Source organism: Halomonas sp. Cn5-12 (assembly GCF_021532545.1).
Classification (GTDB): domain Bacteria; phylum Pseudomonadota; class Gammaproteobacteria; order Pseudomonadales; family Halomonadaceae; genus Vreelandella; species Vreelandella aquamarina.
This window is the reverse complement of record NZ_JAKGAY010000008.1, coordinates 56,704-80,520: the sequence shown is the minus strand read 5'-3', so window position 1 is coordinate 80,520 and position 23,817 is coordinate 56,704. Positions and strand designations below refer to the sequence as shown.

Below are 23,817 nucleotides of genomic sequence, written 5' to 3'. Positions count from 1 at the left end.
TTGCGACAGCTTACTCAATCCGATAACTTTATACAAAAACTATACAAACAAATGACACACGACACCTTTTAAGTACCTGTATAAATTTTCACGCCTCGACGTTCAACCCACTGAGCGGCTTCTGCTACCATGACACTCTTTCAAAGACCGCTACCAGGGCCTACCGTATGCGCTTGATTATCGCCGAGAAACCCAGCCTCGCCCGTGCCATTGCCGACGCCCTGCCCGGTGGCGGCAAGCGCCAGGAAGGCGCGATTGTGTGCGGCGATACCACGGTGACTTGGTGCCTGGGCCACCTGCTGGAGCAAGCTCCACCGGAAGCCTACAACCCCGCCGATAAACAGTGGCGGCTCGACCGGCTGCCCATCGTGCCCGACACGTGGCAGCTCGCGCCGCGCTCCAAAGCCCGTGGCCAGTTAGCGGTGATTCGTAAACTGATCAAGCAGGCTACCAGCGTGGTGCACGCTGGCGACCCAGACCGCGAAGGCCAACTGCTGGTACAAGAGGTGATCGAGTATTTGAAGTATCGTGGCCCGGTGCAGCGGCTATTGATTAGCGACCTCAACCGCCCAGCGGTAAGCCGAGCGCTGGCCAGCCTGCGGCCGAATGCTGAGTTTCAGCCGCTGTTTCAGGCCGCCCAAGCGCGCTCTCGGGCTGACTGGCTGTATGGCATTAATCTCACCCGCGCTTGGACGCTCACCGGCCGCCAAGCTGGGCACGATGGCGTCCTCTCGGTAGGCCGTGTACAAACCCCGGTACTTGGGCTGATTGTGCGGCGGGATAACAGCATTCGTGATTTCAAACCCCATCCGTTCTACCCGCTTTGGGTAGATTTACAGGTGGCGCAAGGCCAGCTGCGTGCCTGGTGGGCTCCCAAAGCGCATCAACCCCTGGATGAGCAAGGGCGACTGATTGACCGCACGCCCGCCGATGCCCTGGCCGCTCAGCTACCCGGCGCACGCGGCACGCTCACCACATTAGACCAACAGGAGAAGCGCCAAGCGCCACCGCTGCCCTACTCGCTTTCTGCCTTGCAGGTAGATGCCGCCCGCCGCTTTGGGCTTTCCGCGCAGATGGTGCTAGATGTTTGCCAGCGGCTTTACGAGCAGCACAAACTGATCACCTACCCCCGCTCAGACTGCCGCTACCTTCCAGAAGAGCACCTAGCGCTTGCCCAGCGCAGCCTCTCCGGTGCTTGCCAGAATGACGACACGTTACGAGGTTGGCTCAACGGGGCCGACTTTACCCTACGCTCGAAAGCCTGGAACGATAAGCAGGTGGGCGCGCACCACGCCTTAGCACCGACCGGCAAGCCCGCCGATGTCAGCCAGCTTTCCGCCACCGAAGGCCATGTGTTTCGGCTAATCGTGCGCAACGTGATGGCGCAGTTCTACCGCCCGCTGCGCACTTTTGAAGTGAAAGCCGAGTTCACCCTGCTGAATGAAGCCTTTCGCGCTCGCGGCCAAAGCATTCTCGACCCCGGCTGGAAGCCACTGTTCACCACCCGCGAAGACACCCCGCCGCTGCCACCGCTCACCCAAGGCGAAGCCTGCCAAGCACTCGCCGCAGGCGTGGAAGAAAAAGAGACCCGGCCATCAGAACCATTCACCGATGCCAGCTTAATCAAAGCAATGATGAATATTGGCCGCTACGTAGACGACCCAAACGTGCGCCGCACTCTGCGCGACACCGACGGCCTGGGCACCGAAGCCACCCGCGCAGGCATTATCGAAACCCTGGTGCAGCGCGGCTACCTAGTGCGCCAGCAAAAAGCCCTACGCGCCACCAAACTCGGCTGCGCGCTAATCGCCGCCCTGCCCAGCGCCGTCAGTACACCGGAACGTACTGCCCTCTGGGAGCAACGCCTGCGAGCGATCTCTGAACAACAAGACGACCCCAACGCCTTCCAGCAGGCGCTGCTGGAAGACTTACGCGCCCTACTAAGCCAAAGCGGCGCGGCCAGACTACGCCATAGCTTACAAACCGCCCAAGGCGAAGTTGGAGGTCCCGCCAAACGCAGCGGAGCCACTAAGAAAAGCTACACACGGCGTAAAAGTACCGGCAGTAAGAAAACTACGGGGAGTCGAAGTAGTGCAGCGGGTAAGCGGAGTACGGGAAAGAGGCGCAGCAGCTAGGCACTTGTTGTTAAATAAATAGCCAAGCCAATTTATTTAAATCAATCAAGGTAACGGTATAAAAGCATCCTAACACGCAACAACATAGCCATCCCTGTCTGATGTAACCCCCAAACTCGTTGCGGTGCTTCGCGGGTGCCTCACTTCGTTCGTTACACCGCGCTACGGGACCGGTGGCTTTGTCTATGTTTGGTTGGCTTTATCATCGCGCGCTGAAGTGCCCTCCCATCCCCCTCATATCTCACGTCCCCCTTTTTCCCACACCTTCCACCTCTCACCTATGGCAACCCCACACCTCTGTTATCTTCGTCTCCCATCACCTCTTGCGACTAGCCTTCTCACGCAAACCCGATTAGCCTGCTAACTCAACCAGTAAAGGGACTGAGATGCGAGAGACAACGACGCGGCAGCACTTGGCGGGAGTTTTGATTCTGCTCGGGCTGTTGGCACAGATTATTGGTTTTACCGGCGCGGTGCCGACCGCGCAGGCGGTGAGCTATCTGCTGTGGGCGGCGGTGGCGCTGCTGTGGCGGGATATTCCCAAGCGTTCGCGCCTTCAGGCGGGGGTGTTGATTGCCCTGGGTGTGGTGATGCTGGTGGTGGCGCAAACCGTGTATGGCGCGGCGGTGAACTGGCCTGCCATGCTGCAGGGGAACGTGTTCGTGGCTTCCATGCTGGTAGGCGTGAGCTTTATCTCGCTGATTGGCACCCAGGGCAACAAGCGTGCGCCGGGTAAGCGGGTAACGGGGGCGGACGGCGTGCTGCGCACCTGGCTGGGCGTGCATTTTCTCGGCACGATTTTGAATCTTTCCACGGTGTTTATGGTGGGCGACCGCTTGGCTCGCCGTGCGCCGTTAACCACGCCGCAGCTATTGGCACTGAACCGTGGGCTAAGCAGCGCCGCGCTCTGGTCGCCCTTCTTTGCCTCTATGGCGCTGGTGATCGCGCTGGTGCCTTCGGTGCAGTATGCCCAGATTGCCGTGGTGGGTTTTCCTATCGCCATGCTCTCAGGACTATTAACCACGCTAGAACTGCGGCGACGGTTTGATTTAACCGAGGTGGATGGCTTTTCGCTTTCGCCCCGCAGCCTGCTCATGCCTGCAGGCATGGCGGCGCTGGTGATGCTGTTGCACTTTTGGATCACACCGTCGCTTACTATCGTCAGCATTATTACCTTTTTGCTGCCTGGGGTGGCGCTGCTGAGCAACCTGCGAGAAGGCCCGCGTTTTACCCTGCGGCGCCTGCGTCAGCATACCGTTACTCGCCTGCCCGCCATGCGCGGGGAAATTTCACTGTTTTTAGCGGCAGGCTTATTAACGCTGGGGCTTTCAACGCTGGTAACAGCGGCGGCAGGCGATGAGTGGACGCTGTTTGCCCGCTTTGGTACATGGCAAGCCATGGTGAGTTTTGCGGCTATTACGCTTAGTGCGCTGGTGGGGCTGCACCCGATTATTGGGGTGTCGGTGTTGGCGTCGGTGCTTAATCTGAGCGGCGCTGAACAGACCCTGTTTGCCTTTGTGGCGCTTAGCGCCTGGGCGGTGGGCACCAGTGTGGGGCCGCTTTCGGGTATTAACCTGTCGTTGCAGGGGCGTTACGGGGTGAGCGGTTATCAGATGATGAAAAATAATCTACCTTATGCTGCGATGATGAGCCTGCTCTCGCTAGGCGCGATCGCAGGCTTGAGCGTTTGGCTAGGTTAGATACTTAGGTTTCGACGATTTTGCTCGGAAAGCGGTAGAAGTAGCGGTGGCCGCACTGGTGGCAGGGTTCTATCCGCGCGACATCGTTAAACATGACCTGAGCATCGCAGTGAGTGCAGGCCATTAAGCCCGGGGCGGCGATTTCACCTTCGCAGTAGTCGGCGCGGGCGGCTTCTAGGTCATCCTCGAAACGTTCGCGGTCTACCACGCTACGGTCGGCAATGGAAAGCAGCGATTCCGCGACCCGGCGGGAAAGCTGGTCGATGTCGATTCCTAGCCAGCTGGCAACCTGCTTGCCGGTATCCGCCATGTAGTAGCGCATGTCTTTCAGGTCGCGCTCTACCCAGGCACGCAGCAGCGCTAGCTCGTCTTTGGTGTACTCCTCAAGCTCAGCTTCAAAGGCAACGGCGTCGTCTAAGTCCTTTTGTAGGTTGTCCCAGGTGAGCTCGTTGGCGCCATCCTGCATGCGCTCCAATAGGCGCTCGTAGCCTTCGCGAAGGCGGTGATCGTTATGTTTTTCCATGGGTCCTCTCCTTTTGTTGCCACAGGTGCTGCCTATCATCGGTTAGCCGTTCAAGGATACACCGGCATAGGATACAATCGACGCTACTTATCTGACAGTCGTCATCTACTATTCACTTTGCGCCCTGAACAAGGGCGAATTATCCCAAGGCATTGAAAACACCGATGGACGCACAATACAGCCCCCGCGAGATCGAACGTGACGCTCAACAGTACTGGGACAAGCACCAGTGCTTTAAAGCCGTAGAGGACGCCAACCGCGAAAAGTTCTACTGCCTATCCATGTTCCCCTACCCCAGCGGCAAGCTGCACATGGGCCACGTGCGTAATTACACTATCGGCGACGTTGTCTCACGTTTCCAGCGCATGCAGGGTAAAAATGTCATGCAGCCCATGGGCTGGGACGCTTTCGGGATGCCGGCGGAAAATGCCGCGATCCAAAATCAGGTGCCGCCTGCCAAGTGGACCTACCAAAACATCGATTACATGCGCAACCAGTTGAAGGCACTAGGGTTTGCCTACGACTGGAGCCGCGAATTCGCTACCTGCGACACCAGCTACTACCGCTGGGAGCAGTGGTTCTTCACCAAGTTGGTGGAAAAAGGCTTGGTGTATAAGAAAATGTCCACGGTGAACTGGGACCCGGTGGACCAGACGGTGCTGGCCAATGAGCAGGTTATCGACGGCTGCGGCTGGCGTTCCGGTGCGCCGGTAGAGCGCAAGGAGATCCCGCTGTGGTTCCTGAAGATCACCGACTACGCCGATGAGCTGCTGGCGGATCTGGATAACGTCGAGTGGCCTGAGCAGGTCAAGACCATGCAGCGCAACTGGATCGGCAAATCCCGTGGCGTCGAGCTGAGCTTCGATATCAAAGCCGCCGATGGCAGCGCCTGCGAGCCACTGGCGGTGTACACCACCCGCCCCGATACGCTGATGGGCGTGACCTACGTGGCCGTCGCCCCTGGGCACCCGCTGGCCAAACAGGCCGCCGAGCAGAGCAGCGAGATCGCGGCGTTCTGTGAAGAGTGCGCCAAAGGCGGCACCTCTGAAGCGGAAATGGCCACCAAAGAGAAGCTGGGCATGGCCACGGGCCATAAAGCCATTCACCCATTAAACGGTGAAGAAGTACCGGTATTCGTGGCTAACTTCGTACTGATGGAGTTCGGCACCGGCGCGGTGATGGCCGTTCCCGCCCACGACCAGCGCGACTGGGAGTTTGCCACCAAGTACGGCATCGAGCTGAAGCCGGTGGTAGCCGACCAGCACGGCAATACGCCGGATATCTCTGAAGGCGCTTACACCGAGCACGGCACGCTGATCAATTCCGGCGAGTTCGATGGTCTGGAATTCCAAGCCGCGTTCGATGCCATTGCCGCCAAACTGGCCGAGCTGGGCCGCGGCGAGGTGAAAACCAACTACCGCCTGCGCGACTGGGGCATTGCCCGCCAGCGCTACTGGGGCGCGCCGATTCCGGTGAAGTACGGCCCGGAAGGCCAGACCGTACCGCTCTCCGATGATGAGCTGCCGGTGGCCCTGCCCATGGAAGTCACCGTGGATGCCTCCGGCTCGCCGCTGAAGAAGATGCCCGAGTTCTCCGAGCTGGGCGACGGCTGGGTGCGTGAAACCGACACCTTCGACACCTTCATGGAGTCTTCCTGGTACTTCGCCCGCTTCTGCTGTGCGGATAACCACGAGGCCATGCTGGACGAACGCGCCAACTACTGGCTGCCGGTGGATCTCTACATTGGCGGCATCGAGCACGCCATTCTGCACCTGCTCTACGCCCGCTTCTTCCACAAGCTGCTGCGCGATTTCGGCATGGTCGATTCCGACGAGCCGTTCCAGCAGCTGCTTACCCAGGGCATGGTGATCGCCGAAACCTTCTACCGCATCAAGGATAACGGCGGCAAGGAGTGGTTCAACCCGGCCGATGTGGAAGTGCAGCGCGACGAAAAAGGCCGCCCGCTGAGCGCCATTTTGATGAGTGACGGCCAGCCGGTGGAGATGGGCGGCATCGAGAAGATGTCCAAGTCGAAGAACAACGGCGTCGACCCGCAGTCGATGATCGACAAGTTCGGTGCCGACACCGTGCGCCTGTTTATGATGTTTGCCGCACCACCTGAGCAGTCGCTGGAGTGGTCGGATTCCGGCGTCGAGGGCGCGCACCGCTTCCTGAAGCGCATCTGGCGTCAGGTTACCGAGCACCTGGAAGCGGGCACTCCAGGCACGCTGAACGTCGATGCACTCAACGACGACCAAAAAGCGCTGCGACGCAAAACCCACGAAACCATCAAAAAAGCCAGCGACGACATTGGCCGTCGCACCACCTTCAACACCGCCATTGCCGCTGTGATGGAGCTTTCTAACGCGGTCGCTAAGTTTGACGATACGTCCGAACTGGGCCTCGCGGTTAGCCGTGAAGCGTTGGAAGCCTGCGTACTGCTGCTGGCCCCGATTACCCCGCACCTTTGCCACACCCTGTGGCAGCAGTTGGGCCATGAGCAGCCCGCCATTGAAGCCCAGTGGCCGAAAGTAGACGAAGTCGCCCTGACCCGCGACAGCATCGAGCTGGTGGTACAGGTAAACGGTAAACTGCGCGCCCGCCTGGAAGCCCCGGCCAGCGCCGACAAAGCCACCATCGAGCAACTGGCGATGGAAAACGAAAACGTCCAGCGCCATTTGGAAGGCAAAACGGTTCGTAAGGTGATCGTGGTGCCCGGCAAGCTGGTTAACATTGTGGTGAGCGGATGAATCGCCGTCGCTTTTTGACCCTCAGCATCGCCGCGTCAGCGGCGGTGCTGCTCAGTGGCTGTGGGTTCCGCCTGCGCGGCTCGGAATCCATGCCACGCCTGCCCGCGCTCTCGCTAGAGGGCGATGACAACAGCGCTCTCGCCCAGCAGCTTCGCACTCGCCTGCAGCAGTTAGGCACCGAGGTAGAAAGCGGCGCGCCCTGGCGCGTCACTCTGGGCACCCCTTCCCTTCAGGAGCGGCGCATCGGGACCGATGGCCGTGCCAGCCGTGAGCATGAGCTGACGCTGAGCACGTCGCTGTCGGTGCAGCAGCGGGAAACCAATGCCTACGCCCTGAACAACGCCACGCTGAGTACCAGCACGCGGATTCGCGTCAGCGATGACGACCTGCTGAACCGCGAGACGCTGTTCCAGGAAGCCGAGCAGACACTGACTCGGCAGCTTGCCCAGCGTATTGTGGAACGCTTAGCTAACCTTGAGGCGTTGCGGTGAAGGTATTTGCCGACCAATTACCCGCCGCCCTGGCCAAAAAGCTGCCGAAAGCAGTGATCGTGGCGGGTGACGAGCCGCTTCAGCATCGTGACGCCTGCGATGCCGTGCGCGCCGCCGCCCGCCAAGCGGGTATCGAAGAGCGCGAAGTGCTGGATGTGGAGCCCAACTTTGCCTGGGGGCGGCTCCTGGAAACCGCGAGCAACCTCTCGCTGTTTGCCACCAACAAACTGTTGGAGCTGCGTTTGGGCAATCAAAAGCTGGGGCAGGAAGGCAGCAAGGCGCTTGCTCAATATGCGGAAATGATGGATGGCAGCGACGACCTGCTATTGGTTAGCATGGGCAAAGTCGATGCCAAGCAGCAGAAAAGCGCTTGGTTCAAAGCCTTAGATAAACAGGGAATTTTTGTTCCCGTATGGCCGGTAGATGCCTCACGGCTTGGCTATTGGCTACGGGATAGGGCCTCGCATAACGGCCTGCAGATCGACCTGGAAGCCGCGCGACTGCTGGGTGAGCGCACCGAGGGTAATCTGCTGGCGGCTGATCAAGAGCTGCAAAAGTTGGCGTTGATCTACCCGGCTAACACCCGGCTCAACGTCGAGCACATTGCCCAAGGTGTGGAAGACAGCACCCGCTTTGACGTCTTCAATCTGGCGGATGCGTGCTTGAAGGGCGAACCCAGCCGTGCCTCGCGGATTGTGAACGGCCTAAAAAGCGAAGGCGTGGAAGCACCGATTGTGCTGTGGGCGCTCACCCGTGAGCTGCGCACTCTGCTATCGCTGCATCAGCATTTGGACCAAGGCCAAAGCTTCGAGCATGCCTGCAAATCCCAAAAGCCGATGATTTTTGATAAACGTCGCCCGTCCTATCAAAAAGCCATTAGCCGCCTTTCCATGAAGCGTTTACACAAACTGCTACTAATGGCCCAGCGCCTGGATTTAGCGGTGAAAGGGGCATCTGCCGTGCCTCTATGGCCGGGGCTGCACGACCTCGCCATGACCATGGCAGGGGCAAAAGGCCTCCTGGCGGAAACGCCCTGGACCTATCGCATTAGTGCAAATAATTAGCACTTTGCATTTTCGTCTTAAAACACTCGCTGTTTGTTTCTATACTAATCACTCAGGCTACTCATAGCTTGCTCCCCGATAAGTCTAAGGATGAAGACAATGAAAACAGTGCGTGCTTACCTCTCGACCCTTTTGATTGCTGCGTTAGTGTTTGCCAGCCTGCCCGTTGTGGCGGCCCCTACCGCCCCGCAAGGTATGGATCTGGTATCAACGCAGTCTGTTTTAGCAGGCGACCGTGCCGGTGCGGACCGCGAGCGTATCAATGAAATCCTCGCCCGTGCCGATGTGCAAGATCAACTGCTCAAACAGGGCGTCAATCCCGCCGATGTCGAGGCGCGTGTGGCGGCCCTGAGCGATGCCGAAGCCCAGCAAATGGCGCAGCAGCTTGAGCAGTTGCCCGCCGGTGCTGGCGTGATTGGTGTGCTGTTCGCGGTATTTGTGATTCTGCTGGTAACGGACATTCTCGGTTTAACCGATGTTTACCCGTTCACACGTTAATTCATCCGCGATGATGAACCGTTATGTTAACGCCCGCACTGCGGGCGTTTTACTGTTGAGCCTGCTACTTCTACTGCTAACCGGCTGCGCACGCAGCCCGGTACTGCTTGAAAGCACCAAAGCAAGCCTGACGCCGCAAACCGAGCTTACCGAGGTGCCGTTTTTCGCCCAAACGGAATACCAGTGCGGCCCAGCTACCTTAGCTATGGTGCTTAATCACGAAGGCGTAGAGGCTAGCTTAGACGAGCTGATTCCTCAGGTATTCTTGCCTGGGCGTGATGGCAGCGTGCAGCCGGAAATGCTGGCCACGGTACGCCGCTACGAACGGCTGGCAATTCCCATCCGAGGTACCATGGATGCTCTGCTCACGCACCTGGAAGCAGGTAACCCGGTGGTCGTGATGCAGAACCTCGCCCTGCCCGCCTTTCCCATGTGGCACTATGCGGTGGCCATTGGCTTTGATTTGCCGAACGAAACGCTTGTTCTGCGCAGCGGTGAAATCGAGCGGCACACCCTATCGTTTAGCCGTTTTGATGCTACGTGGGCACGTACTGAGCGCTGGGGGTTTGTGGTCAGCGAGCCGGGCACGCTGCCCGAAGGTGTCACGGCACGCAATGCGTTAGAGGCCATTAGTGCCTTTGAAGAGCAGCACGGATCAGAGAAAACGCTGAGCAGTTGGCAGGCATTTAGTGAGCGCTTCCCGCAAAATCCTACTGGGCAGTTTGCGCTAGGCAATGCCCTGTATGCCGATGGCCAGCCCGAAGCCGCCCTGGCCGCCTTCGAGACAGCCACGAGCCTCGACCCGGAGATGGGTGCTGCGTGGCTCAATCTGGCCATTATACAATTCCAGCAAGCGCGCCTTGCAGACGCCAGAGCATCGCTTACCCAAGCCGCTTCCCTAGAAGGCGAATGGCAGCCCCGGGCTAGACAGCTTTTGGAAACGCTATAGCGTCGCCCTGAAGAGCCGTGAGAGGAAGCTTCAACTCGCGACGGTGCTGAAATGCCCCCGTGGGAGGGAGCTTCAGCTCGCGACGGTGGCTTGGCCGGGGCGCCTGACGGCGCCATTCGCCCGCTAAAGCGGCCTCCCACCGAAGCTGATCTGGCAGGGCCAACCTCTGCAGGAAGGCCCGCCCTGACCGCTTAGAACACCCGGTTCAGACCGTTTTGTGCCGCCACTCGATAGGCTTCTGCCATGGTGGGGTAATTGAAGGTGGTGTTGACGAAGTACTTGAGCGTGTTGGCCTTGCCCTCCTGCTGCATGATGGCCATGCCGATGTGCAGGATCTCCGACGCCTGGTCGCCAAAGCAATGGATACCGAGAATCTCCAGGGTGTCCTGGTGGAACAGGATCTTCAGCATACCGACCGTATCGCCGGTGATCTGGGCACGGGCGGTATCCTTGAAAAACGCCTTGCCGACTTCGTAAGGCACTTTCGCTTCGGTCAGCTCGCGCTCATTGGGGCCAAAGGAGCTGATTTCAGGAATGGTATAGATACCGGTCGGCACATCGCTGACAAAGCGGTACTCTTTTTCCAGCAGCTCGTTACAGGAGTTTAGGCCCTGATCGTAGGCGGCACTGGCCAGGCTTGGCCAACCTATGACGTCGCCCGCCGCATAAATATGCGGAATCGAGGTGCGGTAGTGCTCATCCACGCTGAGCTGGCCCCGGCCATTCGCTTCCAGGCCGATGTTCTCCAGCCCCAAGCTGTCGGTGTTACCAGTACGGCCGTTGGCCCATAGGAATGCATCGGCACGGATTTTCTTACCGGATTTCAGGCGTACCACTACGCCTGCTTCATCACCCTCGACACTCTCGTACTCTTCGTTATGACGAATCAGCACGCCGTGCTTGCGTAGGTGATAAGAGAGCGCATCGCTGATCTCATCGTCCAAGAACGACAACAGGCTATCCCGGTTGTTGATCAGGTCTACCTTCACGCCAAGCCCCGAGAAGATAGAAGCGTACTCACAACCGATAACGCCCGCGCCGAAAATTACCAGCGTACGCGGCGTGTGAGACAGGCTCAGGATGGTATCGGAACAGTAGATGCGCGGATGACGGAAGTTGATATCCGCCGGGCGATAAGGGCGTGAGCCGGTGGCGATGACGATTTTCTTGGCCACTAACTCTTCCATCCCCTCTTGGCGGTCGCGAACGACGACAGTATGTTCGTCTTTGAAACGCGCGACGCCGTGAAAGAGGTCGATTCGATTACGCGCGTAGAATGTCGTACGCATTTCGACTTGTTTGTCGATGGTACCGCGGGAGCGTTCCATCACTTTTGGGAAGGAGAACCAGCGGGGCTCACCGATATCGCGGAACATTCGGTTGGTATTGAACGCCATGATCTGCTTGACCTGATGGCGCAGCGCTTTGGAAGGAATAGTGCCCCAGTGGGTGCAGTTACCGCCTACCTGGGCCTGCTTCTCAATTATCGCCACCCGCATACCGTGCTTAGCAGCATTAATAGCAGCGCTTTCCCCAGCGGGGCCGGTACCGATCACCACGACATCGTAATTGTGAACCGCCATACGGTTTGGATCTCCTTGTTCCCTGACATCATCAATTCATTAGCGCATACGTAAACGCCCGCGGTTAAGCGAGCGTTTGATGTTATTTAACGCGTAGTAGCATCAGCGGTTAGCGGCGCGTTGCATCGTAACCTAAGTCGGCGCCACGGCTTTCATCACTACGGCGCCGTACGCTACCGCGTTTGCGGTTCTCTTCTTCGCATACTTCGTCTTTACCACCGCAGATATCGCAGCCATCCTTCATGCCGATTTGATTAAGCCCACCGCAGGAGCCTGCAATGGGTTTACGCCCCATCAGCACGCCAACGGCCATCGCGCCCATAATCAGCGCCATAAACCCGAATACCAGTAGCCAAATTGCCATGTTGTCCTCCTAGCATTACGTTAGGTACCTCACCTGCCGACAATACTTGTGCCGATAAGTGCCTTAAAAATCTACCTCCCATTGTACCTCAACCACCGCAAAATGATCAGGCATTGGGTGTTTTTCAGCACGGATATTCGCATCTGCCAACAAAACGGTAAACAAAAACAAACGGGGCTAGCCCAAAGGCTAGCCCCGTTTCTAACGTTCGCTGATGCGATATTAGCCGCCGAAGTCATCCAGCAGGATGTTTTCCGGCTCAACGCCCATATCAAGCAGCAGCTTGATAACAGAGGCGTTCATCATGGGCGGCCCACACATATAGTACTCACAATCTTCAGGCGCCGGATGGTCCTTCAGGTAGTTTTCATACAATACATTGTGGATGAAGCCCGTCGGGCCTTCCCAGTTATCTTCCGGCTGCGGATCGGAGAGTGCCAAGTGCCACTCAAAGTTCGGGAACTCTTCCGCCAGCTGGTCGTACTCTTCGTTGTAGAAGGTCTCACGCCAGGAGCGCGCGCCGTACCAGAACGAAATCTTACGCGTCGATTTCAGACGCTTAAGCTGGTCAAAGATATGGCTACGCATCGGGGCCATACCGGCACCACCACCGATGAAGACCATTTCAGCGTCGGTGTCTTTGGCGAAGAACTCACCAAACGGCCCCATCACCGTTACCTTGTCACCCGGCTTCAGGTTGAAGACGTAGGTGGACATCAGGCCCGGCGGATGACTGCTGCCAGGAGGCGGAGTTGCGATACGAATGTTGAACTTGAGGAGGCCTTTCTCTTCCGGATAGTTCGCCATGGAGTAGGCGCGGATGACTTCCTCGTTGTTTTTATGGGAAATGTCGAACAGGCCAAACTTTTCCCAGTCGCCACGGTACTCTTCTTCGATATCGAAATCGGAGAACTTGATATCGTAGGGCGGTGCTACCAGCTGGACATAACCACCGGCGCGGAAGGCAACTTCCTCGCCTTCAGGCAGCTTCAGGTTCAGCTCTTTGATGAAGGTCGCTACATTGGGGTTGGCCGTTACTTCGGTTTCCCACTTCTTCACGCCGAAGACTTCTTCCGGCACTTCAATTTTCATATCCTGCTTCACAGGAACCTGGCAGGAGAGTCGCCAGCCCTCTTTCTTCTCGCGCATGGTGAAGTGCGACTCTTCGGTGGGCAGGATAGAACCGCCGCCCTCTTTTACCCGGCATTTGCACTGGGCACAAGAGCCACCGCCACCACAGGCGGAAGAGAGGAAAATACCGTTGGCCGCCAGGGTGTTCAAAAGCTTGCCGCCGGCCTGGGTCTTCAGGGTGTGCTCAGGGTCGCCGTTGACTTCAATGGTCACGTCCCCGCTACTCACTAGCTTGCTGCGCGCTGCCAGAATGATCGCCGTCAAACTAATGACGATGACCGTGAACATGACAACACCGAGCAAGATGACAGATGTATCAACCATGTCGGTTTCCTATTGCTGAAGGTTTTCTGTACCTCGGCAGCCTGGGCTGCCGAGAAAACCGGCTCCGATTAAAGCTGAATGCCAGAGAAGGACATAAAGCCCAGTGACATTAAGCCAACGGTGATAAACGTGATGCCAAGACCCTGCAGACCGCCCGGCACGTCGCTGTACTTCAGCTTTTCACGAATACCCGCCAGAGCAGCGATTGCTAGCGCCCAACCGGTACCAGCGCCGAAGCCATATACCACGGCCTCACCGAAGTTATAGCTACGCTCTACCATGAACAGTACGCCACCCAGGATGGCGCAGTTTACGGTGATCAGCGGTAGGAAAACGCCCAGCGCGTTGTAAAGCGACGGTACGTACTTATCAAGGAACATCTCCATGATCTGTACCAGTGCCGCGATAACACCGATGTAAGAGAGCAGACCCAGGAATGACAGGTCGATGTTTTCAGCACCGCTAATGCCGGTCCAGGTCAGCGCGCCTTCTTGCAGCAGGTACGTGAATACCAGGTTATTGACCGGCACAGTGATCGTCAGTACGACGATAACCGCAATACCGAGACCGATGGCAGAAGACACCTTCTTGGATACCGCGAGGAACGTACACATGCCCAGGAAGAAGGCAAGTGCCATGTTCTCGACGAATACCGAAGCGACGAAAAGGCTTAGATAGTGTTCCATGTTACACGGCCTCCTTCGGCTTGGTGTTGTGCTTCATCTTAAACTCGTTCTCTTCGACTTGCTCCGGGTTGACAGAGCGCAGTACCCAGATCAACAGACCAATGATGAAGAAAGCAGACGGCGGCAGCAGCAGCAGACCGTTCGGCACGTACCAGCCACCATTCTGAATGGTCGGCAGTACAGTGAAGCCGAACACGCTGCCAGCACCCAGCAGTTCGCGGAAGAAACCTACCACCATCAGGACGAAACTGTAGCCCAGGCCATTACCGATACCATCCAGGAACGACATGCCCGGCGTATTGGACATCGCGAAACCTTCCGCGCGGCCCATTACGATACAGTTGGTGATGATCAGACCGACGAACACCGACAGCTGCTTGGACATTTCGTAAGCATAGGCTTTGAGGATCTGGTCGACCACGATAACCAACGAGGCAATGATGGTCATCTGAACGATGATACGAATCGAAGACGGAATGTGATTCCGAATCAACGATACGAACAGGTTCGAAAAAGAGGTTACGAAAATAACCGCCAGCGACATGACCAGCGACACGCTCATGCTGGTGGTCACCGCCAGTGCAGAACAGATCCCCAGAATCTGAAGCGCAATGGGGTTGTTCTTAAAAATAGGCGCCGTTAAAACGCCTTTTGCATTTACATCCGCCATGATCAGGCCCCCTCAACGTCGTCGAAGTCAGTCTCGGTGTCTTCGGCGTCTGATGGCTCGGTACCGCTGCGGAATTTAGCCAGGTAAGGAGCAAAGCCCTCTTCGCTGAGCCAGAACTGCAGCATGTTGGTCACGCCGTTACTGGTCAGCGTGGCACCGGAAAGCGCATCGACTTCGTACTCGTTACTCGCGCCGCCTTTGGTCAGGTGGATTTCAGGAGAGAGGTCGCCCTCTTCGCTGTAAATCTTTTTACCTTCCCACTGGGCTTGCCAGCGCGGGTTGTTTACCTCAGCACCTAGACCCGGTGTTTCTGCGTGGTCGTAGTAGGTGATACTGACGATGGTATTGCCGTCACCCTCTACCGACAGGAATCCCATCATACGGCCCCACAGGCCCTGCCCACGAATAGGCAGAACGATCTGGTCAGGATTCTCAGGATCGCCTACTAGGTACACAGTCGCGAATTTTTCTACGCGCGAGAGTCCCGCGATGTCACGGTCGCCAGACAGCGTGCGGCCAGTGGCCGGATCGCGTGCAGCTTCGAAACCATCGAAGGTCTCGGGATCGAACTGATCGGTATAGTCACCGGTTTCGAGTTCGACGACGCGCGCAGTGATCTGGGTGCTGAACGCTTCTTCCACATCCATACCCGGCTCGTAAAGACGCGCCACGTTGAGGATGTTGGTTTTACGGTCCAGCTCCTGATTGAGCTGCTGCGCTGGGCGCAGTGCTACGGCCGCCGTCGAAACGATGACCGAGCACACGATGCACAGCGAGAACGCTACGATCAGGACTTTCTTGATGGAGTTGTTACCTTGTGCCATTAGGCAGTCTCCTCGGCCGGTGTACCAGTGCGCTTGAGACGGCGCTTCACATTGGCCTGGACGAAGAAGTGGTCAATCAGCGGCGCAAACAGGTTGGCGAACAGGATGGCCAGCATGATGCCTTCCGGGAACGCCGGGTTGACTACGCGGATCAAGACCGTCATCACACCGATCAGGGCACCGAACACCAAGCGACCTTGGTTGGTCATCGCGGCAGACACTGGGTCGGTCGCCATGAACACCATACCAAAGGCAAAACCACCAATGACGAGGTGCCAATACCACGGCATCGCGAACATAGCATTGGTCTCGGAGCCGATCAGGTTGAACAGCGTGCTGGTGATCACCATGCCCAGGAAGACGCCCAGCATGATGCGCCAGCTGGCGATCTTGGTCCAAAGCAGTACAGCGGCACCGATCAGGATAGCCAGGGTCGAGACTTCACCCACGGAACCTGGCATGAAGCCCAGGAACGCATCCCACCAGCTATAGGTGTTGGTCAGCGCAGACATACCATCTTGAAACGCCATGGAGAGCGCTGTCGCACCCGTGTAGCCATCGGCGGCGACCCATACTGCGTCACCAGAAATTTGTGCCGGATAAGCAAAGTAGAGGAACGCGCGGCCCGTCAGCGCAGGGTTCAGGAAGTTCTTACCCGTGCCGCCGAAGATCTCCTTACCGATCACGACACCGAAGGTAATGCCGAGTGCAACCTGCCATAGTGGAATAGTGGCTGGCAGAATCAGCGCAAACAGCACGGAAGTCACGAAGAAACCTTCGTTGACTTCGTGACCACGCTTAATGGCGAACAGCACTTCCCAGAAACCACCCACGACGAACGTCACGAGGTAAATGGGCAGGAAGTATGTCGCGCCAAGAACGAAGTTAGCCCACAGGCTGCTGGGATCATGACCGCCCGCGAGGGTCATCATGATGGCATCGCGCCAGCCGTTCATGGAGGCATAACCCGCTTCGATGGCAGTGTTCGCCTGCCAGCCTGCGTTCCACATACCGAAGAACATGGCCGGGAAGGTACACATCCATACCGTGATCATGATGCGTTTCAGGTCGACGCCATCACGCACGTGAGCGGTGGTTTTTGCAACGCTGGGGGGCGAGTAGAAAATCGTATCTACCGCTTCATAGAGCGGATAGAACTTTTCGTACTTACCACCTTTGTGGAAGTGCGGCTCGAGATTATCGAGTGTTTGTCGAATACCCATCATCAGGCCTCTTTCTCGATCATGGTGAGATTGTCACGCAGGATGGGGCCGTACTCATATTTGCCGGGGCAAACGTAGGTACACAGCGCCAGATCCTCTTCGTCCAGCTCAAGACACCCGAGCTGCATGGCAACCTCAATGTCGCCCACAATCAGCGAACGCAGCAGTTGCGTTGGCATGATATCCAACGGCATGACGCGCTCGTAGTTACCCACCGGCACCATGGCACGCTCGGAGCCATTTGTAGAAGTAGTCGGCGCGTAGTTACTCAGGCCTTTAAATTTGGAAAGATAAATGCCCATAACGGAGTGGCGATTCGCACCCAGAGATAACCATCCCATAAAGGTGCGCTTATTGCCCTCTTCCAGCAAACTGATTTGGTTGTGGAAGCGACCCAGATAAGTCAGTTTGCCTTCAGCGGCAGCGCCAGAGAAAACCGAGCCGGAAATCACGCGGGTGTCATCGGGTTTGATGACTTCACCTGCTAAGAGTTCTTGAGTGCTGGCACCCACACGGGTACGCAGAATGCGCGGTTTTTCTGCACGCGGGCCACCTACCGCTACGATGCGGCTTATGTCCAGCTTACCTTCTACAAACAGCTTGCCGAAGGCAATCACGTCCTGATAACCGATGTGCCACACTTTCTTATGCAGCGCCACGGGCGAGAGGTAGTGAATGTGTGTGCCTACCAAACCAGCCGGATGCGGCCCAGCAAAGCTTTCGGTTTTTACACCGCTGACATCACCACCCGGAATTGAGGCGTTTGCACCCGTGCACAGAAAAACGTTGCCCTCGGTCAGGCGGGTTAGCACCTTGAGGCCGTCTTCAAATGCTTGGGCATTTTCATTGATGATAAAGGCAGGGTCAGCGCTTAGCGGATGAGTATCTACAGCGGTGACAAAGATATCAGCAGGAACGCTATCGATGGCTGGTGTGCGTGAGAAAGGACGGGTGCGCAGGGCAGTCCAAAGTCCTGACTCAACAAGCTGGTCGACAACGGTTTGACGATCAAGCTGTCCTAAAGCACCACGATCATGAGAAGCAAATGTCATCGCTTCTTCATTTTCATCGACTTTAATAACCACAGACAGCAGACGACGTTTTTCGCCACGGTTAATTGCGACTACTTCACCACCGGCAGGCGCGGTAAAACGCACGCCATCAATTTTCTTGTCGGTGAAGAGAAGCTGGCCTAACTTGACCTTGTCCCCTTCCTGAACTTCCATTGTTGGTTTCATACCAACATAGTCAGTGCCCAGGATTGCCACGTGACGCACAGGCTGCGCATCTTCAATACGCTGCTCGGGCGCTCCCGTGATGGGGAGATCCAGGCCTTTTTTGACTTCGATCATAGTCTCGCCCAGTTGATGGATCGGATATACGAAGGTAAGGGGTTCGAATGCTTATTTTCTGCCCAGTGAATTCTTATTTTCTGTTCAGATTGTTACCAGTCAGGCCCAAGCAAGCTTGAACCACCCCGAAAAATCTATCGCATTATAAAGATAAGCGCGGCCAATGACCACATCCCTGATGGCCTCCAAAAGTGCTATATGCATTTGTAGTGCATTTGTTTCTGGTACAAAAACGCCACCCGAAGGTGGCGTTGATTCAACGTTTTAAGTAATGCCCTAATTTAGCGCACTACGGACCTGCACTCATTAACTCGCCTGACGTGGCAGCTTCAAAAACTGCACATTCGACATATGCTGAAGAATACGAATGACCTGGCAGCTATAACCAAACTCATTGTCGTACCAGACGTAGACCACTGCATGATTGCCGTTAGCGATGGTTGCTTTGGCATCAACAATGCCCGCGTGGCGATTACCAACGAAGTCAGAAGAAACCACTTCTGCAGAGTCAACGAAATCGATTTGCTTTTGGTAAGCAGAATCAATCGACATACGGCGCAGGTAGTCGTTCAGCGCGTCTGCATCGGTACCTTTATCCAGCGTCAGATTCAAAATCGCCATAGATACGTTCGGGGTCGGTACGCGAATGGCGTTACCAGTCAGCTTGCCTTCTAACTCCGGCAGCGCCTTAGCAACCGCTTTAGCTGCGCCTGTTTCGGTCAGTACCATGTTAAGCGCCGCACTACGGCCACGACGATCACCTTTATGATAGTTATCAATCAGGTTCTGGTCGTTGGTATAGGAGTGAACGGTCTCTACGTGCCCTGTCGCCACACCGTACTCATCGTTGAGTACTTTCAACACCGGCACAATGGCGTTCGTCGTACAGGAAGCCGCCGACACGATGCGGTCATTATCGCCAATCGTTTCGTGATTAATGCCGAATACGATATTTTTGATGTCACCTTTACCCGGCGCCGTCAGCAGCGCTTTTGCTGCACCTTTACACTCAAGGTGCTGGCCTAGACCCGCTTCATCACGCCAAATACCGGTGTTATCAACAATCACCGCGTTGTGAATATCGTAGGTGGTGTAATCAATTTCGCTGGGGGAGTCGGCGTAGATGACCTGCACCACGTTGCCGTTAATGGTCAGCGTACGCGCGTCAGCATCCACGGCGATGGTGCCATCAAACGGGCCATGAACCGAGTCGCGGCGCAGCAGACTGGCACGCTTCTCCAGGTCTTTCGCCACATCACCACGGCCGCGCACCACAATGGCACGCAAACGCAGTAGGTTTCCACCGCCAGCCTTCTCGACCATCACGCGCGCCAGCAGGCGACCAATACGGCCAAAACCATACAGCACGACGTCTTGAGGCTCGCCTTTGTTGCCGCCCGGCTGAAAGCCGTCGATGATCTCGCCTAGCTCATGGCGCAAAAACGCATCAAGGTCGCCACCGCCCTGGCGCTTAAAGCTCACTGCTAGCTTACCCACATCGACGTGAGCAGGCCCCAGATTCATCTCACTCATCGCTTTTACGATGGGGTACGTGTCTTCTACCGACAGCTCTGTGCCTTCAATTTTGCGCACAAAACGGTGATCTTTAAGGATACGAATGACCGACCGCTTGATCAGAGAGCGTCCGAACATCGTGGCCACAACGTTGTTCTGGCGATAGAGCTGCCCCACTAGTGGGATCATTTGCTCCGCCAGAGCTTCGTTGTTTTGCCATTCCTGAAAAACGTTTTCGAGCGCTTGCTGACTCACGTGCGGCCTCATTGAGTTATGAACGGGGATGTCCCGAGCATTATCCGGAGCTTATTAAGGTGCCGCAATGAATGGATAGTCGCACAACATGTAGGGGTATTACAGAAACAGGGTATTGACTACAAACGCCAATGATGCAGCGACCAAGCGATCTTAACTCCCCATGGCGCCAAAGCCTCTGCGCGAAAGGGCGGATCGTGTATGATCTTGGTTCCGTTTCTGTGCAAAACGATACCTTTACTATGCCTTCTTTCTCTCTGCTCGAACCGCCTCAGCCGCAAGGGATTCGCGATACGCTCTATTTGCAAGCGCCGCCGGGCAGTGCGACTGCCCTGGCGCTAGCTCAGGTAGCGTCAAGCGCACCGTTACTGGTGATCACTCCCAACACCGCCAGCGCCCAGAGGCTGGAACAAGATCTCGCTTTTTATAGCAGCGTACCGGTTCTCCCCTTCCCCGATTGGGAAACCTTGCCCTACGACAGCTTCTCGCCCCACCAAGATATTATTTCTGCTCGGCTGAGAACGCTGCGCCTGCTACAGGATGGCGTGCGCGGTATCGTGCTTGTGCCAGTCAATACCCTCATGCAGCGGCTGCCGCCTGTCTCGTACATCGCTGGCCGCGTGATGACGCTAAAGGCGGGGGCCACGCTGAATCGCGAAACCTTCCGCGAATCGCTCTCCCGGGCAGGCTATCGTGCGGTAGAGACCGTTTATGAGCCGGGCGAATACGCCATGCGCGGCGCGATTATCGACCTATTTGCCATGGGCATGGATGAGCCGATTCGTATTGATCTATTTGATGATGAGATCGACACACTGCGCCACTTCGACCCCGGCAGCCAGCGCTCTACCGACAAAGTGGATGTCATCGAACTGCTGCCCGCCCATGAGTATTCGCTCAGCCGCAGCGCCATCGCATGCTTTCGTGAGCAGTTTGAAACCCTGTTTGATGTCGACCCGCGCCAGTGCCCGCTCTATAACGATGCGCTGAAAGCGATTCCCTCTCCTGGGCTAGAGCAGTATTTACCGCTCTTTTTCGAGGAAACCGCCTCGCTGTTTGAGCATCTCACCGAAGACACTCGCATCGCCTTGCTCCCAGACGTTTTCCACGCGGCTGAGCAGCACTGGCAGTCGATTGAATCGCGCTATGAGAATTTAGGTGTTGACCCTACACGGCCGCTACTACCGCCTCACCGGGCGTTCTTCCCAGTTAACGAAGTGTTTTCAGCCATTAAAGCGCGGCCTCGGCTTGAGTTCACTGAGGACGACAGCCAACGCCATGCGCTTGCTCCTCTGGCCCAAGCACTCCCTTCTCTGGCCATCAATGCGCGTGCCAAACAGCCGCTGAGCGAGCTGGCGAGCTTCTTAGATAACCATCCCAAGACCCGCATGCTGTTTGTTGCCGAGTCTCGCGGGCGGCGAGAAGCACTGGAGGAAGTCCTCTCCCCGCTGAAACTATCGCTGCCCCATAGCGATAGTTTCCAGGCTTTTTTAGCAGGCAGCGAGCACATCGCTATAACGGAAAGCTTGGTGGGCAGTGGCCTATGGCTCACCGAGCCCGATGTCGCGGTAATTAGCGAAACCGAGCTGTTTGGCGACGTCGTGCGGCAAAGCCGTCGGCGGGAAAAAGCCACCGACGATAACGAACTAGCGGTCCGCCACCTTTCCGAGTTGCGCGAAGGAGCACCGGTGGTTCACCAAGCCCACGGCGTAGGCCGCTACCTGGGCCTGGAGACTCTGGAAGCGGGCGGCCAGGCCAACGAGTTTCTCGCCCTCTCCTATGCCGACGGCGCCAAGCTGTATGTGCCAGTAGATAGCCTGCACCTTATCTCGCGCTATAGCGGCGCCGATGACGAACTCGCTCCGCTGCATAAGCTGGGCTCCGACCAGTGGGAGAAAGCCCGCCGCAAAGCCGCTGAAAAAATTCGCGACACCGCCGCAGAGCTATTGGATATTTACGCCCGCCGTGAAGCCCAGCAAGGCACAGTGTACGACCCGCCCGGCGATGAGTATGTGCGTTTTGCGGCCAGCTTCCCGTTTGAGGAAACACCGGATCAGAAGGCGGCTATCGAAGCAGTGATCAGCGACATGGTCTCTCCTCAGCCAATGGATCGCGTGGTGTGCGGCGATGTGGGCTTTGGTAAAACCGAGGTGGCCATGCGCGCCGCCTTCCTCGCCGTACAGTCCGGCAGACAGGTCGTAGTGCTAGTGCCGACAACGCTGCTAGCACGCCAGCACTTCGAGAACTTCCGCGACCGCTTTGCCGACACTGCCGTCAATATCAGCCTAATCTCGCGCTTTACCGGTGGCAAAGAGATGACGCAAACCCTGGAAGGCATCAAAAGCGGCCAAACCGATATCGTTATTGGCACCCATAAGCTGCTCTCGAAAAGCGTCGAGCTGCCCAAAATGGGACTGCTGATTATCGATGAAGAGCACCGCTTCGGCGTCGCCCAAAAAGAGAAGTTGAAAACCCTACGCGCGGAAATCGACATTCTCACACTCACCGCCACGCCCATTCCGCGTACGCTCAATATGGCCATGAGCGGCATCCGTGACCTTTCTATCATCGCCACTCCGCCCGCAAGGCGCTTATCGGTAAAAACTTTTATACAGCAGCGCGATAACAGCATTATTAAGGAAGCGCTACTGCGGGAGATCCTGCGCGGCGGTCAGGTCTACTTCCTGCACAACGAAGTTAAAACCATTGAGAATGCTGCTGAACAGATCCGCGAGCTAGTGCCGGAAGCCCGCGTTGCTGTGGCCCACGGCCAGCTTCCAGAGCGCAGCCTTGAGCGGGTGATGTCTGATTTCTACCACCGACGCTTTAACGTGCTGGTGTGCTCCACCATTATAGAAACCGGCATTGACGTACCTAGCGCCAACACCATTTTGATTGAGCGTGCGGATAAGTTCGGCCTAGCACAGCTACACCAGCTGCGCGGCCGCGTAGGGCGCAGCCACCATCAGGCCTATGCTTACCTACTAACCCCGCCACCCAAAGCCATGACACGAGATGCCGTAAAACGCCTTGAGGCGATTAGCGCCTCCGACGACCTGGGGGCAGGCTTTACATTGGCTAGCCACGATATGGAAATTCGCGGTGCGGGTGAGCTCTTGGGAGACGAGCAGAGCGGCCAAATGGAAACCATTGGCTACACCCTTTATATGGAAATGCTGGATCGGGCGGTGAAAGCAATCCGCGCAGGCAAAACCCCTAACATCGACGCGCCCTTCAACACAGGCGTCGAAATAAGCCTGAATCTGCCTGCCCTCATTCCCGATGATTACATTCACGATGTACAGCAGCGCCTAGTCATGTATAAACGCATCGCTAATACGCAATCAGATACCGAGCTTAAAGAGTTGCAGGTAGAGTTGATCGACCGTTTTGGTCTACTGCCACAGCCGTTGAAGAACCTGATTCGGCAGACGAAGCTGCGCCACCGGGCAGAACAGCTCGGTGTTGCGCGCATAGAAGCAGGTGAACAGCGCGGCCGCATGATTTTTAACACCACTACCCAGGTAGACCCGCTGACCCTGGTCACGCTGATTCAAAAATCTCCCCAGCACTACCGCTTAGATGGTTCCGATACTTTACGTTTTGAATTTCCAATGGAAACGGTCGAACAGCGTTTCGAAAAGATTGAAGCACTGCTAACGACCCTTAATCAAAAAGTAGCGGCGGCGTGAACCTTGGGGCAAACTTGTCATTAAGCAGCACATATCGGTAACGCATCGCTGCCCATTACCATGCGTACCAGCAGTGCATACATTGATT

At 56.7% G+C, this 23,817-nt stretch carries 18 protein-coding genes; 8 read left to right on the top strand and 10 right to left on the bottom strand.

Going from position 1 to position 23,817, the window contains the following annotated elements; translation table 11 throughout:
• Positions 1-167: 167 nt before the first annotated feature.
• The gene (locus L1249_RS06825) at positions 168-2,135 is read left to right on the top strand and encodes a DNA topoisomerase III (RefSeq protein ID WP_137092860.1); all 1,968 of its coding nucleotides are present in this window, start codon (positions 168-170) and stop codon (positions 2,133-2,135) included.
• Between the two features lie 386 nt (positions 2,136-2,521).
• The gene (locus tag L1249_RS06820) at positions 2,522-3,835 is read left to right on the top strand and encodes a hypothetical protein (RefSeq protein WP_044628055.1); all 1,314 of its coding nucleotides are present in this window, start codon (positions 2,522-2,524) and stop codon (positions 3,833-3,835) included.
• A gap of 4 nt (positions 3,836-3,839) precedes the next feature.
• Here the strand turns inward: L1249_RS06820 and L1249_RS06815 are convergent, their stop codons facing one another.
• A complete protein-coding gene (locus L1249_RS06815; RefSeq protein WP_044628056.1) occupies positions 3,840-4,358 on the bottom strand; it encodes a zinc ribbon-containing protein in 519 nt (172 codons plus the stop codon).
• Between the two features lie 164 nt (positions 4,359-4,522).
• Between L1249_RS06815 and leuS the strand changes: the two genes are divergently transcribed.
• From leuS to L1249_RS06790, 5 genes are all read left to right on the top strand, one after another.
• Positions 4,523-7,108, top strand: coding sequence for a leucine--tRNA ligase (gene leuS, locus L1249_RS06810; protein ID WP_228168585.1), 2,586 nt, complete (start codon positions 4,523-4,525; stop codon positions 7,106-7,108).
• Positions 7,105-7,599, top strand: a complete 495-nt coding sequence (locus tag L1249_RS06805) for an LPS-assembly lipoprotein LptE (RefSeq protein WP_054640984.1) — start codon at positions 7,105-7,107, stop codon at positions 7,597-7,599. Before leuS ends, L1249_RS06805 begins: the two co-directional genes overlap by 4 nt.
• Complete coding sequence (gene holA / locus L1249_RS06800) at positions 7,596-8,663, top strand: DNA polymerase III subunit delta (RefSeq protein ID WP_137092853.1); 1,068 nt, start codon at positions 7,596-7,598, stop codon at positions 8,661-8,663. Before L1249_RS06805 ends, holA begins: the two co-directional genes overlap by 4 nt.
• 99 nt (positions 8,664-8,762) lie before the next feature.
• Complete coding sequence (locus tag L1249_RS06795; protein ID WP_062374664.1) at positions 8,763-9,161, top strand: PA2779 family protein; 399 nt, start codon at positions 8,763-8,765, stop codon at positions 9,159-9,161.
• A 10-nt stretch (positions 9,162-9,171) separates the two neighbouring features.
• Entirely contained in the window at positions 9,172-10,110 is a 939-nt protein-coding gene (locus L1249_RS06790) for a PA2778 family cysteine peptidase (protein ID WP_137092851.1), read from the top strand.
• A 191-nt stretch (positions 10,111-10,301) separates the two neighbouring features.
• Here the strand turns inward: L1249_RS06790 and sthA are convergent, their stop codons facing one another.
• From sthA to L1249_RS06745, 9 genes are all read right to left on the bottom strand, one after another.
• Positions 10,302-11,693: a Si-specific NAD(P)(+) transhydrogenase gene (sthA, locus tag L1249_RS06785; RefSeq protein ID WP_058577788.1), complete on the bottom strand. Its 1,392-nt coding sequence runs from the start codon at positions 11,691-11,693 to the stop codon at positions 10,302-10,304.
• 109 nt (positions 11,694-11,802) lie between these two features.
• The gene (gene nqrM, locus L1249_RS06780; RefSeq protein WP_044628062.1) at positions 11,803-12,057 is read right to left on the bottom strand and encodes a (Na+)-NQR maturation NqrM; all 255 of its coding nucleotides are present in this window, start codon (positions 12,055-12,057) and stop codon (positions 11,803-11,805) included.
• A gap of 222 nt (positions 12,058-12,279) precedes the next feature.
• Complete coding sequence (gene nqrF / locus L1249_RS06775) at positions 12,280-13,512, bottom strand: NADH:ubiquinone reductase (Na(+)-transporting) subunit F (RefSeq protein WP_044628063.1); 1,233 nt, start codon at positions 13,510-13,512, stop codon at positions 12,280-12,282.
• A gap of 68 nt (positions 13,513-13,580) precedes the next feature.
• Complete coding sequence (gene nqrE, locus L1249_RS06770) at positions 13,581-14,198, bottom strand: NADH:ubiquinone reductase (Na(+)-transporting) subunit E (protein WP_044628064.1); 618 nt, start codon at positions 14,196-14,198, stop codon at positions 13,581-13,583.
• A 1-nt stretch (position 14,199) separates the two neighbouring features.
• A complete protein-coding gene (locus tag L1249_RS06765; RefSeq protein WP_044628065.1) occupies positions 14,200-14,868 on the bottom strand; it encodes an NADH:ubiquinone reductase (Na(+)-transporting) subunit D in 669 nt (222 codons plus the stop codon).
• Between the two features lie 2 nt (positions 14,869-14,870).
• Positions 14,871-15,692 (bottom strand): Na(+)-translocating NADH-quinone reductase subunit C, encoded by an 822-nt coding sequence (locus tag L1249_RS06760; RefSeq protein ID WP_044628066.1) that lies wholly within the window; start codon positions 15,690-15,692, stop codon positions 14,871-14,873.
• A complete protein-coding gene (locus L1249_RS06755) occupies positions 15,692-16,918 on the bottom strand; it encodes an NADH:ubiquinone reductase (Na(+)-transporting) subunit B (RefSeq protein ID WP_058577789.1) in 1,227 nt (408 codons plus the stop codon). The genes L1249_RS06760 and L1249_RS06755 overlap by 1 nt, the downstream gene beginning before the upstream one ends.
• Positions 16,918-18,267 (bottom strand): Na(+)-translocating NADH-quinone reductase subunit A, encoded by a 1,350-nt coding sequence (locus L1249_RS06750; protein ID WP_054645013.1) that lies wholly within the window; start codon positions 18,265-18,267, stop codon positions 16,918-16,920. Before L1249_RS06750 ends, L1249_RS06755 begins: the two co-directional genes overlap by 1 nt.
• Before the next feature lie 306 nt (positions 18,268-18,573).
• On the bottom strand, positions 18,574-20,037 hold the full coding sequence (locus L1249_RS06745; RefSeq protein ID WP_044628069.1) for a glyceraldehyde-3-phosphate dehydrogenase: 1,464 nt from the start codon (positions 20,035-20,037) through the stop codon (positions 18,574-18,576).
• Between the two features lie 242 nt (positions 20,038-20,279).
• Between L1249_RS06745 and mfd the strand changes: the two genes are divergently transcribed.
• Complete coding sequence (gene mfd / locus L1249_RS06740; protein WP_170968102.1) at positions 20,280-23,729, top strand: transcription-repair coupling factor; 3,450 nt, start codon at positions 20,280-20,282, stop codon at positions 23,727-23,729.
• Positions 23,730-23,817: the final 88 nt, after the last annotated feature.